Annotated in this window: 17 protein-coding genes and 2 pseudogenes; 10 read left to right on the top strand and 9 right to left on the bottom strand. The window is 70.1% G+C overall.

The window, feature by feature from the left end:
- Nucleotides 1-17 precede the first annotated feature (17 nt).
- The 3 genes and pseudogenes from ACFWXC_RS25285 to ACFWXC_RS25275 all read left to right on the top strand — a co-directional run.
- Nucleotides 18-296, top strand: a pseudogene (locus ACFWXC_RS25285) (transposase); the annotation flags it as partial.
- 33 nt (nucleotides 297-329) lie between these two features.
- Nucleotides 330-1,022: pseudogene (locus tag ACFWXC_RS25280) on the top strand (transposase); the annotation flags it as partial.
- A 251-nt stretch (nucleotides 1,023-1,273) separates the two neighbouring features.
- Nucleotides 1,274-2,212 (top strand): MerR family transcriptional regulator, encoded by a 939-nt coding sequence (locus ACFWXC_RS25275; RefSeq protein ID WP_384482183.1) that lies wholly within the window; start codon nucleotides 1,274-1,276, stop codon nucleotides 2,210-2,212.
- 468 nt (nucleotides 2,213-2,680) lie between these two features.
- On the opposite strand, the gene ACFWXC_RS25270 is transcribed toward ACFWXC_RS25275, so the two are convergent.
- The 6 genes from ACFWXC_RS25270 to ACFWXC_RS25245 form a co-directional block, all read right to left on the bottom strand.
- On the bottom strand, nucleotides 2,681-3,190 hold the full coding sequence (locus tag ACFWXC_RS25270) for an LLM class flavin-dependent oxidoreductase (RefSeq protein WP_384482181.1): 510 nt from the start codon (nucleotides 3,188-3,190) through the stop codon (nucleotides 2,681-2,683).
- 456 nt (nucleotides 3,191-3,646) lie between these two features.
- A complete protein-coding gene (locus ACFWXC_RS25265; RefSeq protein ID WP_384482179.1) occupies nucleotides 3,647-4,129 on the bottom strand; it encodes a GNAT family N-acetyltransferase in 483 nt (160 codons plus the stop codon).
- Nucleotides 4,130-4,351: 222 nt separating this feature from the next.
- Nucleotides 4,352-4,777, bottom strand: a complete 426-nt coding sequence (locus tag ACFWXC_RS25260; protein WP_384482177.1) for a TmrB-like protein — start codon at nucleotides 4,775-4,777, stop codon at nucleotides 4,352-4,354.
- A 246-nt stretch (nucleotides 4,778-5,023) separates the two neighbouring features.
- Nucleotides 5,024-5,737 carry a CbrC family protein gene (locus ACFWXC_RS25255; RefSeq protein WP_384482175.1) on the bottom strand — a complete coding sequence of 238 codons (714 nt, stop codon included), beginning with the start codon at nucleotides 5,735-5,737 and terminating at the stop codon, nucleotides 5,024-5,026.
- Between the two features lie 143 nt (nucleotides 5,738-5,880).
- Complete coding sequence (locus ACFWXC_RS25250; RefSeq protein WP_384482173.1) at nucleotides 5,881-6,627, bottom strand: class I SAM-dependent methyltransferase; 747 nt, start codon at nucleotides 6,625-6,627, stop codon at nucleotides 5,881-5,883.
- 663 nt (nucleotides 6,628-7,290) lie between these two features.
- Nucleotides 7,291-7,512, bottom strand: a complete 222-nt coding sequence (locus ACFWXC_RS25245; protein ID WP_384482171.1) for a hypothetical protein — start codon at nucleotides 7,510-7,512, stop codon at nucleotides 7,291-7,293.
- Here ACFWXC_RS25245 and ACFWXC_RS25240 point away from each other — a divergent pair.
- The 4 genes from ACFWXC_RS25240 (at nucleotide 7,511) to ACFWXC_RS25225 (ending at nucleotide 11,624) form a co-directional block, all read left to right on the top strand.
- Nucleotides 7,511-8,263 (top strand): hypothetical protein, encoded by a 753-nt coding sequence (locus ACFWXC_RS25240; protein WP_384482169.1) that lies wholly within the window; start codon nucleotides 7,511-7,513, stop codon nucleotides 8,261-8,263. The genes ACFWXC_RS25245 and ACFWXC_RS25240 overlap by 2 nt on opposite strands.
- Nucleotides 8,264-9,187: 924 nt before the next feature.
- Nucleotides 9,188-9,382: a hypothetical protein gene (locus tag ACFWXC_RS25235; protein ID WP_384482167.1), complete on the top strand. Its 195-nt coding sequence runs from the start codon at nucleotides 9,188-9,190 to the stop codon at nucleotides 9,380-9,382.
- Nucleotides 9,383-9,563: 181 nt separating this feature from the next.
- Nucleotides 9,564-9,734 (top strand): hypothetical protein, encoded by a 171-nt coding sequence (locus tag ACFWXC_RS25230; RefSeq protein ID WP_384482166.1) that lies wholly within the window; start codon nucleotides 9,564-9,566, stop codon nucleotides 9,732-9,734.
- Nucleotides 9,735-10,139: 405 nt separating this feature from the next.
- A complete protein-coding gene (locus tag ACFWXC_RS25225) occupies nucleotides 10,140-11,624 on the top strand; it encodes a UDP-N-acetylmuramoyl-L-alanyl-D-glutamate--2,6-diaminopimelate ligase (RefSeq protein WP_384482165.1) in 1,485 nt (494 codons plus the stop codon).
- On the opposite strand, the gene ACFWXC_RS25220 is transcribed toward ACFWXC_RS25225, so the two are convergent.
- The 3 genes from ACFWXC_RS25220 to ACFWXC_RS25210 form a co-directional block, all read right to left on the bottom strand.
- Entirely contained in the window at nucleotides 11,555-12,487 is a 933-nt protein-coding gene (locus ACFWXC_RS25220) for a hypothetical protein (RefSeq protein ID WP_384482163.1), read from the bottom strand. The genes ACFWXC_RS25225 and ACFWXC_RS25220 overlap by 70 nt on opposite strands.
- Before the next feature lie 699 nt (nucleotides 12,488-13,186).
- Nucleotides 13,187-13,492 (bottom strand): hypothetical protein, encoded by a 306-nt coding sequence (locus tag ACFWXC_RS25215; RefSeq protein ID WP_384482162.1) that lies wholly within the window; start codon nucleotides 13,490-13,492, stop codon nucleotides 13,187-13,189.
- Nucleotides 13,493-13,507: 15 nt separating this feature from the next.
- The gene (locus ACFWXC_RS25210; protein ID WP_384482160.1) at nucleotides 13,508-13,807 is read right to left on the bottom strand and encodes a hypothetical protein; all 300 of its coding nucleotides are present in this window, start codon (nucleotides 13,805-13,807) and stop codon (nucleotides 13,508-13,510) included.
- A 245-nt stretch (nucleotides 13,808-14,052) separates the two neighbouring features.
- On the opposite strand from ACFWXC_RS25210, the gene ACFWXC_RS25205 reads away from it, so the two are divergent.
- From ACFWXC_RS25205 to ACFWXC_RS25195, 3 genes are all read left to right on the top strand, one after another.
- Nucleotides 14,053-14,304, top strand: coding sequence for a hypothetical protein (locus tag ACFWXC_RS25205; protein WP_384482402.1), 252 nt, complete (start codon nucleotides 14,053-14,055; stop codon nucleotides 14,302-14,304).
- Nucleotides 14,261-14,428: a hypothetical protein gene (locus ACFWXC_RS25200; protein ID WP_384482158.1), complete on the top strand. Its 168-nt coding sequence runs from the start codon at nucleotides 14,261-14,263 to the stop codon at nucleotides 14,426-14,428. The genes ACFWXC_RS25205 and ACFWXC_RS25200 overlap by 44 nt, the downstream gene beginning before the upstream one ends.
- 110 nt (nucleotides 14,429-14,538) lie before the next feature.
- Nucleotides 14,539-15,873 carry a hypothetical protein gene (locus tag ACFWXC_RS25195; protein ID WP_384482156.1) on the top strand — a complete coding sequence of 445 codons (1,335 nt, stop codon included), beginning with the start codon at nucleotides 14,539-14,541 and terminating at the stop codon, nucleotides 15,871-15,873.
- The last annotated feature ends 1 nt before the right edge of the window (nucleotide 15,874 follow it).

The following is a 15,874-nucleotide window of genomic DNA, read 5'->3' as shown; positions in this document are numbered from 1 at the left end:
TCCCTGGTTCGCCGACTTTGCTATTTCATGAATATGCCACTCGGCGGCCTGGGGCCACCGCTGTACCTCCGGAGTGCTTTCCCGCCCCGGTTCCTGCCCGGCCGGCGGAAGCGCCATTGATACCCGGCGTCGCGTCGCTGGAGCCTCAGGGCCTGCTGAGCGGGCGGCGTGGAGAGAGATGGGCCCGTCACAGGAGGGTGATCAAGGCAGCCCTGCGACGGAAGCGGACTGGGATCAGCTGGCGTGATCCTCCCGAGCGTTTCTGCAGGTGGAAGACGGTCCACGAACGGCACGACGGCTGGCACGCCGGACTGCGCGGCGAGCGACCCCGACTGCTGACGAACCACCGCGCCGACCTGGCCCGCGACCGCACTCGGTCCATCAACCGGCTGCGCTCTGCCCTGACCGGCATGTTCCCCGCGCTGGAACGTACGCTCATCCTGACCAGCGCCGGACCGCTTGTTTTGCTGGCCGGCTACCAGACTCCGGCAGCCCTCCGCCGCCTCGGCATCGTTCGGCTCACCCGATGGCTGCGCGCCCGCGGCGTCCGCAGCCCCGAGGAGCTCGCAAGAAAGGCGGTGGAGGCCGCAGAGCGGCAGCACACCGTCGTTCCTGGCGAGGCTGTGATCGCCCAACTCGTTCGGACGCTTGCCCAGGAGGTCCGGGCTCTGAACGAGAAAGTCGCCGAGGTCGACCGGCTCATCAAGGCTCGATTCCGCGCGCACGAGCTGGCCGAGATCGTGGCCAGCATGCCCGGCATCGGCCCGCTGCTGGGCGCCGAGTTCCTTGCCGCGATCGGCCCTGACCTTGCGGGCTTCGCCAGCCCGGACGGGCTGGCAGCATTCGCCGGCCTGGCGCCGGCACCGAACGATTCCGGGAAGCACAATGGCAACCTGCACCGCCCCCGCCACTACCACCGGGGCCTTCAGCGCATCTTCTACATGTCAGCCCTGACGAGTGTCCGCTACGACCCTAACTCCCGGACGTTCTACGACCGCAAGCGCGCTGAGGGGGAACGCCATACCTAAGCCGTGATCGCCCTCGCCGTGCCTAGATGATTGAGCCAAGGGCTCGTAGCCGTAGGCCGCCAGCGAGCGGTGACGCCTGTCGCTGCCATCGCCCGCCCAGCACGTGCAGGGCGTGCCCGTTTCATTTTGGAGGTCAGCGGAGAGCACGCGACGCATGCTTCAGCAACTCGGAGGCCGTCTCGGTCGGGGGACAGCTGGGGAACAGCCTTGAGTCTCCAGTGACTGGAGACGGCAGAGTGGGGGACATGGACGTTACGACCCTCTACTCGATCGGGGAGCTGTCTCGGCGGACCGGCTTGTCTGTGAGGACGATCCGGTTCTACTCCGATTCGGGGGTGGTAGCGCCGACCACCCGAAGTCCCGCCGGTTATCGGCTCTACGACCTCAACGCACTGCTTCGTCTGGAACTCCTGCGCACACTGCGCGAGCTGGGCATGGACCTGCCTACGATTCAACGGGTACTGGACTGTGAGCTCTCGGTGGCGGAAGTCGCCGCGGCGCATGCCGACGCCATGGACGTCCAGATCCGGATGCTGCAACTGCGTCGGAGCGTTCTGCGAGTCGTGGCCGGATACGGGTCCGATCCCAAGGAGATCAAGCTCGTGCACAGGCTCACACAGTTGTCCGGCGAGGAACGCCGACGGTTGATCGACGATTTCGTGGATGGCACCTTCGGCAACGTGGACGCCGACCCGGCCGCGGTTGCCATGGTTCGCGCTGCCACTCCCGACCTTCCTGATGATCCGTCCAGCGAGCAGGTCGCCGCGTGGGTGGAGCTCGCCGAGCTGGTCGATGATGAGGATTTCCGTGCCCGGATGCGCCGGACGGCCGCACGCCAGGCCGCCGGGCGCCTGCTCGACATCGAGCGCGATGCCGGCGAGGGATTGATGGAGTTCACCCGTCAGAGGGTGGCCGAAGCCATGGAGTCAGGCATCGACCCGGTCAGCGATGGGGGCGCTCCCGTCATCGACGACCTCGTGCACCGCTTCGCCGAGGTGTTCGCGCGCATCCCTGACACGGGATTCCGGGACTGGATGGCCCAGCAGTTCGAAGAGGCGCACGATCTCCGGGTGGACCGGTACTGGCGGCTGGTGTGGATCGTCAACGGCTGGCAGGTGGTACCGAATCTGATCCCGGTGTACCCCTGGCTCATCCAGGCCCTGCGAAATGACCGCGCCGCATAGTCAACGCAGTGGGTACTGCCCCGGATTCCTGAATGAGTCGATGTGCGACTAACGACCAGCTTGGTCCGTCAGGTGGCTTTGGCTGTCACGGTGTGAGGTGAGTTGTGGTGCTACCTCGGCTGCGACGCATTCGATGGCCTCCTTGGCATGTTCAGCCGTGACGGGCAGCCACAGGGTGCGAGCGGTGAGGCCTGCTTCGGTGAGCTGCTGGAGGTCGTCGGTGGCACTTGCCGCGGTGGGCTCAGGGCCGCCGAGCGGCTGTCCTGGTGGCGTGAGCGCTGCGGGGACATCCGGGGGAGTGAGGAACGCGGCGGAAGCGAGCGTCAGGCGGTCGGTGTTCTCGGCGCCGGTGAGGTTACGCGGGTGACGCCGGATGTCTGTGACCTCCGGGGCGTGGGTGCGGGTGCCGTACCAGCTGTCGCTGAACCGTAGCGTACGGCGCAGGGCGGCGTCGCTGTGGCCGCCGACTCACACGGGCGGACCGCCGGCGGTGAACGGGGGCACTCCCAGGTGCGCGGCGTGCAGGGTCGTGAACGGCCCGTCGAAGTCTGCGGGCCGCTGTGTCCACAGGGCCTTGGCGGCGGCAAGGTGGTTGTCGGTGCGTGCACCGCGTTCACGGGCGGGTACGCCCACGGCGGCGAGTTCGTCGGGGTTCCTGCCGGTGCCGATGCCCAGGACCAGGCGACCGCCGGACACGACATCCAGGGTGGCTGCCTGGTTGGCGAGCACCAGTGCCGGGTAGTACGGAGCGGCGAGTACGGACGTCAGCAACCGCAGGCGGGTCGTCGCCCCTGCGACGGCCGACAGCAGAACGAGCGGGTCTGTGTCGAGGCCGAAACCGCTGTCCAGGAGGCGGTTGCCGACTGCTACGTGATCGAAGCCCAATTCTTCGGCATGGCGTGCGGTGTGGAGCACGATGGCTCCGTCGTTGAGCGGCCGGCGCGGTTGGAGGGAGACGCCGAGACGCAGCAGGGGCATGAGATTGCCTTTCGGTGGCGGTCCGGTGGCGACACGACGATCACCCGACCGCCGTGTCGCTACACCCAACTCCCGCACCGCGCCCCCCTTTCATCCCGGCCGGGACGCGGCGGATCCGGTGGTGGCAGGTCACCTGCGGACGCTGTTGGAGCAACTTCCCTTGCAGCAACTGCGGGAGGCGGGGGTCACGCTGTCGGTGGATCATGACGTGGTCTCCTTGGCACCGGAACTGGTAGGCGAGGCGGTAGCCGGGAGTCGTGTGTTCCGGGTGGCGTCGATGGGGGGGCGAGGCTGAGGGTCGGTTGAACGGGGACCGGATCGGTGACGCTTCCCTTATCGAGACCGGCACCGGAGTCCATCTGCCTGGCCAAGACCACGGCGCAAGCCGAGGAGAAGCACTCGAAGTGACGGGCCGCTACACCGGTCGTGCGGCGGCCGGCGCCGCGCCGCATACGTCTACAGAGGAGTCTCCAAGGTCACTGACTTGGCCGCGAAGCCATTGCTCTCATAGAACCGGATGGCCTCGGTGTTACTTGGGTACGCCGTCACTTCCGCCAGTTCCGCTTCCTTCCCCTTCGCCCGGGCCGTGAACTCCCCGGTCAGGCGCCTGCCGATGTGTTTCCGGCGATAAGCAGGCTGCACATACATGCTCACCAGCGAGGCGACCCTGATGGGTTTCATCGTTGAGCCCTCGGCCACGACGCCGGTGAGATGCCCGACAACCTCGCCGTCCTGGTCGGCAACGAGCAGCAACCGGTCCGGATCGTCGATGCCGGCTGTGAAACGCTCTCGTCGGTGTTCACGCGGCCAGTTGACGTTGACGCTCGGATCACGGGTTCCCGCGTCCTCGGCGATCAGGGCGCCACTGCACGCAACGAGGCCGTCGGCGTCTGCGTGCTCCGCCCTCCGGGCAACCACCTCATGCCGTTGATCACTCATGGGGCGCGAGGCTATCGGCCGCCACTGACACCACTCCCTGGCACTTCAAGCGGTCCCATCGCCGGCCGGTCCCTGGGCCGGTTTCAAGGCTCTATGCGGCAGTCGGGGGTGGGATCACCGGTGTCGGCGGTGACATCATCGAGTCCGGCACGGACTCCTGCCGTCTGGGCCAGGGCCAGGGCCGAGCAGGACAGTGGCTGACCGCAGCCGCCACCGCCGCGGTCATATCCCGGAGGTTGCGCCGGCCCGGGCCCGGGCCGGCACCTGGTCGGCCAGTTCCTGCGGGGCCAACTCGCCGTCCAGGAATACCGTGTCACTGGGCAGGGTGTCGGCCGCGGCCATGCACCGCGTGCTCTTTTCCTTGCACCAGCGCCGAACCTTCTTGTCCTGTTGAGGGGTGTCCGGGGTGAAGCTCGGGCGGTCGGTCCGCTTCTCGAGAACCTCTCGGGAGACGTTCAGGGAGAGGTGGTGGATGTCGATGCCCGCATCCTTCAACGCACCGGAGATCTCACTGACATGACCCGGATTGACCAAGGTCATGGGGGCCAGGACCGGGCGCCGGTACTCCTCGGCCGGTCCCGCTGCCAGATCGGCGCCCTGCCGGCGCCGCAGTTGCAGGTCCTGGAAGTCGCTGGTCGGCACCTCCATGGTCTCCCGCAGCACATGGGCGGCTATTTCCGGGTCATGGGCCGGCGCCTTGGGCTGGCGTGGGCGCAGCTCGTCGACAGCTGGGGGCGGGTGTCGGCCGGTGTGGTGACGGGGCTGCTCTCGTAGGGCATGGTGTCGCGCAGTTCGAATGGTGTGTCATCGTGCCGGGTCGGACGGGTGTGGAGGTCGTTCCGGGAGTGGGATGTGAAGTCGAACGTCTCGTGCCGGGATTGTGGTGCGGCAGGCTCATTCGTGGCGGTCTTGGTTCCGATGGACTTGGTGGACAGTGTGCTGTGGATGGCATGCAGGATCGCGGCAGGACCGCCGTGCGGGTACTCCTGACTCCCGGGTGGGTGACGCTGTTCGGGGTGCTGTTCGACTCGTGTGCAGGGCTTGTGCGAAGTCGGTGTAGGCGAGGTGGGCTGTGCAGACCCGGTACCGGAAGAGATATGCGGTCGTTTCACCGTCCTTGTCGAGTGAGCCGGGGAAGTGGTCAAGCTGGTCCGGCGGCCGGCCCCAGCCGTTGGTCTCCTGCCGTACCGTCTCCAGTGCTTCGGGATGTGCGGCGAGGCCGGCGGAGCCGGCCGGGGCCAGGAATGCGGTGCTGTCGCCGCAGTGGAAGATCCATTGGGGTTCCTGCCATGCGGTGAAGCCCGGGGTGTGCCGGTCGGCCGCTGCGAAGACCTCGAGGGGTACGTCGTCGCCCAGGCGTGTGCCCGCCGTGAAGTGTGCGTCGATCCGTTCGGCGGCGCTGCCGTCCGCGATGCACCACGGGCATAGCGGGCCTCCGGGCTCGTCGGCAGTGTAGACCGGGCCCTTGTAGACATAGCCGCGTTCTTGTCCACAGCAGGTGCAGGCGGTGCGGGAAGGCATGATCACGCCTGTGGCGACGGGGTCGGGGTGGTACGGGGACTCAGGAAGCAGCTCAGTCACCGCCGATAGCCGTAAGACAATCGGCATGAACAGTCAGTGGCGCGGGTCCCGGACCATGAAAAGCAAGCTGAGAGTCTGTGTCCGTGCCCCGCATGGCAAGGTGAGCGGGGCTTCGGCACAGGTCGGGGTTCTATCGCGGGAACGGGTCCGTCCGCTGGCCTGCTGCCGTGTCAGCGGGTGGCAACGGCCAAGCTGACCACGTAGCGCTCCTCGACCGTCCCGTTGGGGAAGGCTTCCGTCAGGAGGCCGCGCTCCGCGGCCAGGAACGTCTCGGTGGCGTTCTTGGCGAGGACGAGGAAGTCGGAGTAGCTGGCGAGGTTCGCGAGATGCGTTTCGAGTGGGACGCTCCTCGTCCACGGCACCTGCCGGGTGACGAAGTTCAGTTGGTGCGGCAGGTGGCGGAATCGGGCCATGGGGTCGGGTTCGGTGTCCCCGGCGCCGAAGAGGCGGCGCAGGCGGGTGTCCTGGGCGGCGATCCAGCCGACGGAGCTGTCTGAGTCGTTCCACCAGAGGGCGAGTGCGCCGCCGGGGTGCAGTACTCGGAGGGCTTCCGGGACGGACTTGTGCGGGTCGGTCCAGTGCCAGGCCTGGGCGTAGGTGAGGATGTCGACGGACTCTGAAGCCAGTGGCAGGTTGTTGCCGTCACCGAGCACGATGGGGACGCCGGGCTGGGTGAGGCGGAACTGGGATGCCATTGCGGGGCCGGGCTCGACCGCGATGACGTGGGCACCGCGGGCGTGGAGGAGGGCGGTTGCCAGTCCCGTGCCGGCGCCGATGTCCGCGACGCGGGCGCCGTTTAAGGGGCGGTCGGCGAGTTCCTCGACCGCATCGAGCAGGGCGGGCGGATACGAAGGGCGGTTCGCTGCATAGCTGGCGGCAGCCTTGTCGAAGGAACGGGCCTGCGAGGTGATCGTCATTCGGCCATCCTCGTCGGTCCGATGGGTCTGGCTCAGCATCGTTCTTCCCGTCGGGTTGGCCAGGGGGTCGGGGCCACTCGGCGTGTTCGTCAGCTGTGATGGCCGCGCCGGCGTCGTGCGGGTGCCGCAGCAGGTTTTCCACCGATTGCACTGCGGTCCCGGTCATCACCCGGCGAGGAAAGGGCGGTGGGGCGACGTGGCCGGGGGTGAAGGTCAGCTGTTCTCGTCCGTCCGCGGTGGGACGGAGCGGCCTCGGAGCTGTGTCGAACCGGTGTTCTGCGAGTGTGAGGAGATGGGCATGGAGAGCGTGTGCGGTACGCGGCGCCGGGCGTTCCGCCACGGCGCCGTGGCGGAAGACCGCGCCCGCGTTCACCCTTTCGACGCCTCGCGCCGGCGCCGCCGGGCCGCTCTCCTCCCGCCGGCGGCACCCGGCCTGGCGTCCGGTGCGGGCCGGTCGGAGAGGTCGGAAGGCCGGCCGACGGCGCTCGGCCGATCAGGGGGCAGCGTGCGGCGGGGAGGTGCCCGATCGCCCAGTCGAGTGAACGCGTCACCGGACGCGCCCTGCCCGGCGCCGTGCCCACCCCCGCCGCCGGCTCGCACGGGTGGGGTCCTGGGAACGGCTGCGCGTCGGCGCGGGCCGGCCGCGGCTGTGTCCGTGGCGGGCTACCAGATCAGGCACCAGTAGTCGCCGTAGTGCCCGATGGCGATACGCCGGCCCTGCGGCACGAGGTTCGGGTCCGGCTGTCCCACGGCCGACAGCGAGCAGACCGGGTCGCCGACCGCCTTGGCAGCGGCCATCCGCTTGGCGGCGGCCACCGCCTGCGGCGAGGTGACCCAGGTGGTCGTTCCCGGTCCGTTGCCGGTGGTCGTCGGGGCGGGAGTCATGGGCACCGGTGTCTGCGAAGGCTGCGAGGTGACCGGGGGCGGGCTCGGCCGGGGCGTCGTGGGGGACGGCGAGGGCCGGGGCGTCGTGGGGGACGGCGAGGGCCGGGGCGGGGTCGGCCGGGGCGGGGTCACGGACGGTCTGGGCGTCGGTGTGTGGGGAGGTGCCGGCTTCGTGGTCGGCGTGTGCGCCGGCGGCGGGGGAGCCGGGGTCGTCCGGTGGGGCGCAGGCCGGGTGGCGGTCGGCACCGGCCGTACGGTCCGGGTCGGCCTGGGCGCGGGGGTGTGTGTCGGTCTCGGTGCCGCCGAGGCCGGTGAACTCGGGGCCGATGGGACCGGTGAACTCGGGGCCGACGGCCGCTTCGAAGGGGACAGGGACGGACTCGGCGTCGGCGACATCGTCACAGACGGCGATACCGTCACCGGGGGTGATGCCCTCACTGAGGGTGACGGTGTCGAGTGGGGGGTGCTGCCGTCGTCGTTGGACGACACCAGCGCCCAGGCTGCCAGACCGGCCCCCAGGGCGACCACGGCTGCTCCGCCCGCTATCCACGGAGTCCGCCGTGATGGCTGCCGGTGCCGGTTCATGGTTCTCACTGTCTATCCGATGGCCGGCGGCCTCAAGCCGGAGCCGGAGTCGCCGACCGCCCCCGGCGGTGTCCGCCGGTGCCGTGTTCCTGGCCTGGCAGGGCATGTGCCGGGACGGCCGTGGATCCTCGGCCTGGGACGCCGGGAGGCCGATGAGGCAGCCTGAAGTGGCACACACGCCGATGTGAGCCGGCGGCAGTCCGCCGCTGAGCCGCGGGCTGGAGAGGACGGCGTCCTGTACGGCTTTGCCACGCGCTTCGGGCGTCATCGAGAGCCACGCGCGTCTTCGGGAGCCTGACGTCCGCGTCCTGGCGGGCCGGTATCTTCTCCGGCCGCTCCTTCGCCGCCTCCACCTGTTCCGTCGCCGAAAGAGCCTTCCGCAGCCCGGTCTTGGCCGCACGGACACTGTCGACCTGCGGTTCCCGCAGTTCGGTTGCCGCCGCGACCGCGTTCTGGTCCTGTACGGCGAACCGGCGCACCGCGTCCTGGGCGTGCTCCGCGTCACCGTGACGCTCCATGCGCTCACGTCCGTCGGGCGGAGTGAGATGCATGTACGACGTGCCCTTGGAGCTGCCCGGCTCGGACCGGACCTGCAGGCCCGCCAGCGTAACCTCGTCGTCGCGGACGACGGCTGCATGCTCGTTCAAGGTGATCTCACCCAGCTGCTCGGTCCGTGCCCCGTGGTGCGGCGTGCGCAGCTGCTCCCGTTCGGACTCTGCCCGGCGGACCCGGCGCCGGTGGGTCCACTGCGCCTGCTTCACCGCAGCCTGTGCCTGTCACCTTTCACGGCGAGCTGTCCGGCGCAGCCCGCGCACGGCTCCGCGGGTATCCTCCAGGACCTGGCGTGCCTCCCGGTGCTCCTCGTGGAACGCGTACGTCCAACCCCCCGGAATACCGGACAAGCCACAGAGCACCCACCGCACTCCACAGGACCGCCGCCACGACGACCCACCCCGGTGCGGTCATGTGTCCCCCGTCCGTGACTGCACCGCCGTGGCCACCCCCGGAAATGACGGTGCACCGGGGAACTGGTCAACTCACCCTGGTGCGAGCCGTGGTGCACGAGCCCCTGCTTGCAGGTGGGACCGGAATGCCGAAGGCGCTGGTCTACGGCACCGGCGCCCCGGTGCCCCGCGTGTGGAGCAACGACCGGGACACGGTGACGCCGGCTGGTGCCGTCGTCCCCGTCGAGGCGGAGGGCCGCGCCGTCGAGGTGCTGCTCACCGGTACTCGGCTGCACGGCTGCGGCGACGTGTTCGTCGCAGAGCTGCTCAGTGACCTGTGACCGCTCGCCGGTGGCTGGGCATCCTGGTTCGGCCGCGACAGCGTGGTGTCCTGGTGCTGTTCGTTCTCATGGACATAGCCACTGAGCTGAGGTTGCTGTCACAGGTGGCCGCCCTGTGGCGTGCGGGGCACCACATGTGCCGGGACCGCGGCAGGAGCGGCGGGAATGTCCAGCCGCCCGTGTGGTCCTGGTGGTGGCCCCGGGGGTCCGTGTCCGCGGCGGGAGGCTCTTCCTGCACACCTCCGCGCGCAGCACCGACGTCGTCCGGCTGTACAAGTCGCTGGGCTTGCGGCTGCGCGACTGCAGGGCGTTCCTCGCGGCGCGGGTGGCGGAGAGGGCGCGGCAGCGGTAACGCAGATGTGCGGACGGGTGGCGGTGGGCGATCGCCCCTGCGGGTGGACGTACACTCCACGCATGGGTCGTACGTGCGCAGTGAGGGAGTGCCTGTTCCGGGCCGCTCATGCCCTGTGCCCGTCCGCCGCGTGCGCGACGGCCGTCGACCCGGTGAACGCGCCGGCGGTCTGCTGTCGCGCGTTGCACGGCCACGGCTAGCGATTCCGGGCAGTTCTCGGGATTTCCCAGGTCATTCCGCTCCTGTAGGCGCCGTTTTCTGTGCGGCCGTCCCTGCCCGCCTCTGTGACCGCGCGGCGACGGTCCTCGCCACAATTTCCTGCTTTCTCATCCCTTGGTGGCCTGGCGCCGCCTGCGCGCCGACCGCCGGAGGACCGGCGGCCGGTGCATCTTCGAGAGGACCCCTGTGAAGTTGAGCGAGCTGCTCGCCGGGCACGATCATGAAGTCGTCGAGGGCGATCCGGGGACGGGGATCACCGCAGGCATCTGCTTCGACGCCCACCGTGCCGCTCCGGGATCCCTGTTCATCGCGGTACCCGGTCATCGCGGGGGCGGCCCCGGGTCCGTCGGACCGGCTCTGGCACGCGGCGCGGTGGCGGTACTCATTGACTCCGCGGCGGCGCAACTTCCGGGCGCGGCCTGGGCGTCGGCAGCTGGTGTATGCGTGGTGGCCGTCGCGGACACGCGCAAGGCGGCCGCGGTCGTCGCCTCCCGCTACCACGGGGAGCCGGGCCGGCAGATGAAGATGGTGGCCGTCACGGGCACCAACGGGAAGACGTCGGTTTCCTCCATGGTGGAGTCGGTGCTGAGGGTCGCCGAGCACGCCAGGGTGGGGGTCATCGGGACGGGCGGCAGCCGGATCGGCGACGAACTGATCCCGATGCCGAGGTCGGTACTGACCACACCGGAGTCGCCGGACTTCCAGTATCTGCTCGGGTACATGCGTGACCGCGGTGTCGGCACCGTGGCGTTCGAAGCCACGTCGATGGGCCTGCTGACCCACCGCCTCGACCGCTCGTTCATCGACATAGGGGTGTTCACCAACCTGACGCAGGATCACCTGGACGACCACGGCACCATGGAGAACTACCGGGACGCCAAACTGCGTCTGTTCCAGGGGCTGTGCCGGCGTGCGGTGGTCAACGCCGACGATCCGGTCGGGGCCTGCATCGGGGCGGTGATGCCCGGCGCGGTCGTCACGTACGGCATCGACGCGGAGGCGGACTACCGGGCGACCGATCTTGCCATGGACGCAGTCGGCACCCGCTTCATCCTGCACCACGCCGGCCACAAGTATCCGGCGGCGATCCCTGTGCCTGGACGTTTCTCCGTCTCCAACGCACTGGCCACTGTCGCGGCCTGCCACCTCATGGGGCGCGATCTGGCCGGACTGGTCGCCGCACTCGAGCAGATGCCCCCGATCCCGGGAAGGTTCGAACGCTACGAGACCCCGGACGGCACGTCCGTCATCGTGGACTATGCGCACTCCCCGGACTCACTGGAGAAGGTGCTGACCACCATCCGCGGCTTCGCCTCCGGCCGGGTCGTCACGGTCTTCGGCTGCGGCGGGGACCGGGACGTCACCAAGCGCGCCCGGATGGGGGAGATCGCCGGCACCTACTCCGATCTGTGCGTTCTCACGTCGGACAATCCCCGCAACGAAGACCCCCGGGCGATCATGGATCAGATCGTCCCGGGCCTGCTCGCGAGCGGCACCCCTTTCGAGCGGTTCACCGACCGCCGCCGTGCCATCTCCTTCGCCCTGTCCGCCGCAGGGCACGGCGACGTCGTCCTGGTCGCGGGCAAAGGCAGCGAGCCCTATCAGATCGTCAACGAGGAACTGCTGCCGTTCAGCGACATGGCGACGGTACGCGAACTCGCCACGCGGTAGGCGTACCGGCCTTCTTGACGCCCGGCGCTGGTCGCAGTGCCGGGCGCGAGGTCGTGGAGCTGCTCCCGGCTCCGGCCTGCCGGCTGATGCACAAGGGCAGGTCCGCGGCCCTGGCCGAAGCGAAGGCGGTCGTCCGGCACGTCGTCGGTCTCCAGCGCCGTCAGGGACCCGCTGCCCGCCACACACGAGACCTTGCGGCCCCGCGGCTGCCTGGGGGATGTGCGGGCCGCCCGTATTTCCGCCGGCGTGGACGCCTCATGGCGCTGATCGGGGCGGGCCGGGGCCGGCCCGTCCGGATACTCCGTGCCACAGTTCGGTGCCGCGGCGACAACCTGGCGCGCGAAATCCCTCTGCGGGCCTGGGCCGAGATAGCTGCGCCGCCGGTGACGGCGGTGAGGGCCGGCCGGTTTGTGCAGCGTGCGGCCAGGGCCGGGCCGTACGGTGCAGGACCTGTGTGCTTGACCGGTCTCACTGTGCTGGCGGGTGCTTTCGCGCGGCCGGGCCTCGGCGCCCTGTCGGCCGGCGGCTTCGGCGAGTTGGCGGGCGCGGGCCGCCAGTTTGTTCCAGTCGTGGGTCTGGGCCGCCTGGATGCAGGCGGCGAGGTGAGCCTGCAGCGCGGTGTCCGCGTCGGCGGGGTGCTCGGGCGCCGGTGGGTGCTGGTCCGGGCCGGCCGGGGGCGCCGCGGCGGGGGAGTCCTGGCGTGCGGTGCGCCGTTGCTCGGCGGCGCGGATGGATTCCCGGAACCGCCCGCCCTCGCGCAGGTGCGCGGCGCGTGAGGCCTTGCCGCCCGGGGTGGTGGACTTGCGCGCGCTCTGTGGCTTCTTGTCTTTCGGCCCGCCGTGGTCCCCGGAGGTGAGCTGCACGCGCTCGGAGGATCCGTCCCGCCGCTGCCGTCCGCCCCTGACCACGCCTCTGCGCTGCCCAGGCGGTGCCTGGGCAGACCATGGACCTGTCCGGCCGGCTGCACCGGACCACATGTCGTCTGCCCCGCCCGCGGACGTGCTGGACCGGTCGGTGAAACACCTGATCGTGGAGGGAAGGCCCCTGCGGCACGGGGCGTTCGGCACGGGGCGTTCGGCACGGCGCGCGTGCCGAGAGGGGCGGGAGGTTCCGTCAGTCGGTTTCCTGCTGCTGCCCAGGGCCGGAGGCGATGCCGCCGAGTGCGGTCAGGGCGCCCGGGAGGGACGGCCGCGCTGCGGTGTGCGGGCATCGGCCGCACGGCGGCCGCCGTGCGGCCGATGCCCGCGGGATCCCGTAGGCGGACGGTGTGCAGACGGATCCGAAGCAGCTGGCGCCTGCGGCCGGGAGAGGGGAGTGACGAGTGTCATGAGCTTTGCCCGCCCCGGAGCAGCGGGGCTGTCGAGGAGTCCCAAGATGTACGACGTCCCGCGGGCGGTCAGCCGGTCAGCCGGATGGCCGCGCGGCACAGGACAGAGGGGCGGGGAGCACGATGGGCGCAGTGACGAAGGGCCATGTCGTTCTCGCGTCGGCCGCGACGTCTTGCTGCGCCGGAGTCGTCGTTGTTGGGCCGGGTGAGCCAGGCGGACGTGCGGAGGCGGATCTCATGCGAAGGCGGCGGCGCGGTTTCTGAGTTCCTGTGCCGTGGGATTGTCCGGGAGGCGGAGCAGGCGAACGGACATGTCCTGGAGGGCCGAGCGGATCTCGATCGAGCGGACGCCCTCCGCGCAGTCGAGGAAGTCGGCCCACGTCGTGAGAGCACCGTCTGTGTCGCCTTGGCGCGGGCGGACCCCCGCGAGGTGGGCTGTGACGATGGCGCGGGTGCGGCGGCGGTCGAGGCCGTGGATGTGGAGGGTGAGGAGGAGGTGTTCCTCAGCGGCTTTGAGGTCGCCGAGGCGGTTGGGGATCATGCCGGTTTCGTGGGCTCAGCGGCCGGGAGAGCAGGGGGCGGCCCAGGAGCCGGTGGGGCCGGGCTGGGGGCGGCCGATGGCGGTTCCGGCAAGGGTGAGGTGCTGGGAGGCAAGGCGGCGGTCGTCGTCCTGGGCGGCGGCGTTGGCCAGTGTGGCGTTGTAGTAGGCCACGGCGCGCGGGTTGTCGGGTCCGCGGCCGTAGGTGACGCAGGCTTCGCTGAGCTGGACTGCTTCGGCGTGGTAGCCGAGGTCGATGCACTGGACTGCCAGGCCGCGCAGGGCGGTGGCTGCGAGTTCCCGAAAGAGACGCTGCACGGGACCGGTCCCCGGCATGCGGCAGTGCTGCGCCGCCACGGCATCGACACGGTGGCGCGGCTGGCCGCGCTGCCGGCGGGGACGGTGCAGCAGATCCTGGGAGCACGTGCCGGGCGGACCGCCTCGGAGCGGGCCCGTGGCTGGGATCCCCGCCCTGTCACCCCCGCCTCCCTGCCGGTGTCCGTGAGCGTCCCAGCTGGTTTTGAGCGGGACCTGCCGGACGGGGCGGGGAGGTACGGGCCCGGCTGCTGGAGCTGGTCGTACGGCTCGGCGTCACGCTGCGCGGCCGGGGCCGGGCCGCCCGGGCCGTCACGCTCACCCTGCACTTCGCCGGCGGCGCGCGGGGGGAGAAGAGCCGCCGTCTGCGGGAGCCGTCCGCGCACGAGGACGACCTGCGCATGGCGGTCTCCCAGCTGATGGACGCGTCTCCAGCGCGGGTGCCTGAGAGGGATCGTGTTGAAGGGCGACGACGCGGTCGCCGCCGGCACCGCTGCTGAGCAGCTCAGCCTCGATCCCCGACGCGAAGCCCGGCTGGTCATGGAGGAGGCAGCTGACCGAGTCCGCGCCAAGTTCGGACCTCATGCGATCGGCCCGGCCGGTGCGGCCCGGCGCGCCTCCTGAGCACCCGCGAGGGGGACGATGTTCAACGGATGGCGTCAGGTCGTCGCGCTCTCCCCATCCTCGGCGCTTTTCCCTACGATTCCGCCTCAGGCACGCAAAGGGGGCGGGCGATGGCTGACAATGGCGGCTCCACGCTTGACGGCGACTCCACCAGCCCACTGTGGAATCGCCTGAGGTCCGCGCTTCGCTGGGTTCTGCTCGTCTATGCCCTGACCGTGGGGGCAGTAGCCGCCGCGGATCTGCTCTCCGGGGACGACTTGAGCATCCGTATGGACGGAGCAGTGCTCGGGTGCCTCGCCCTCGTGACCGTGCAGGGGTGCGTCGCGTCGTTCTCCGGGGAGGCTGCCCAGCGCCCACGCATCTTCCTGCTTGTGGCCGCCGACACCAGCGCGCTGGTGACGAACCTGTGGCTGCTCTCGCGCATCCAGTCGAACTTCGTCTGGCAGCTGCGTCTGACCATCGTGCTGGCCATCGTGACGACGACGTTGGTGATCGCGGCGTTCCTGGCTTGGGCAGACGTCCAACAGGCCCGTCACGCCCCTGCCACCCCCCAACCCGCCGGCGCTGCGGACACGCACCAGTCGTTGTCGGCTCGGGCCACGATGCTCGCGGCTGCTCTGGGGGCCGTGGGAACACTGCTGGCCGCAAGCCTTGCGCTGCCCCAGTTCTGGTACGCCGTGCGCTACAAGCCGTACGCCTCCGCGCCGGTGGTGTCGGTGGAGAACAAGATCAGACAAGTCCGCGTCGTGGGCGGCCAGTTGGAGATCACTGCCACCATCACACTGGAGAACTCCGGGGATACGCCGGTCGCGGTCCTGGTGTCCATGTATGAGATCACCGGCAGCACCGTCACCGCCGACGGCAACCGCCGCCACCCCCGCACCGACACCGTCACCGAGGCCGTGAAGGAAAACTACGGGCCGGCCGCCCGCTACAACACCTACACCACCTACCCCGACCCGAAAACGATCCAGGTCGGCCCCGTCGCCTGGGACCACGCCTGGCTCGGCCCCGACGAGAAATCCCAGACCACTGTCCTCGCCCACGCTCCACGCAATCAGTTCAACCTGCTGCGCATCACCACCGACCCCGCCGTCGCCCGCGCCGACCAGGTCGACATCGAAACCGACCCCCGCAGCCCCACACGCACCGAGAAGAACTGCCGGGGCACACGCATCATCGAAACCCGCCAGCCCATCCACCACGCCGGCCTGGTGGACCGGATCACGGAAAGCGACCGGGAACTGGTCACCCTCTGGGCCCTCAGCGGAACCGCACACGACAGCGCCCCGTGGTGGCCTCCCTTCCCCTGGATCAACGCCTCTCTCCAGCACACCGGCCACTCCTGCGCCCACGCCCTCAACCGGGACGACGACGGCCTCGAAACCCGCGCCATGCTCGGCTGGGCCGGCGCCATCGCCGAAACCGGCCCACCCACCCCCTGAC

The sequence above is a fragment of the Streptomyces sp. NPDC058683 genome (assembly GCF_042716195.1).
Taxonomy (GTDB): Bacteria; Actinomycetota; Actinomycetes; order Streptomycetales; family Streptomycetaceae; genus Streptomyces.
Note: the sequence above shows the minus strand (reverse complement) of the source record. Positions and strands in the feature narration are given on the sequence as shown.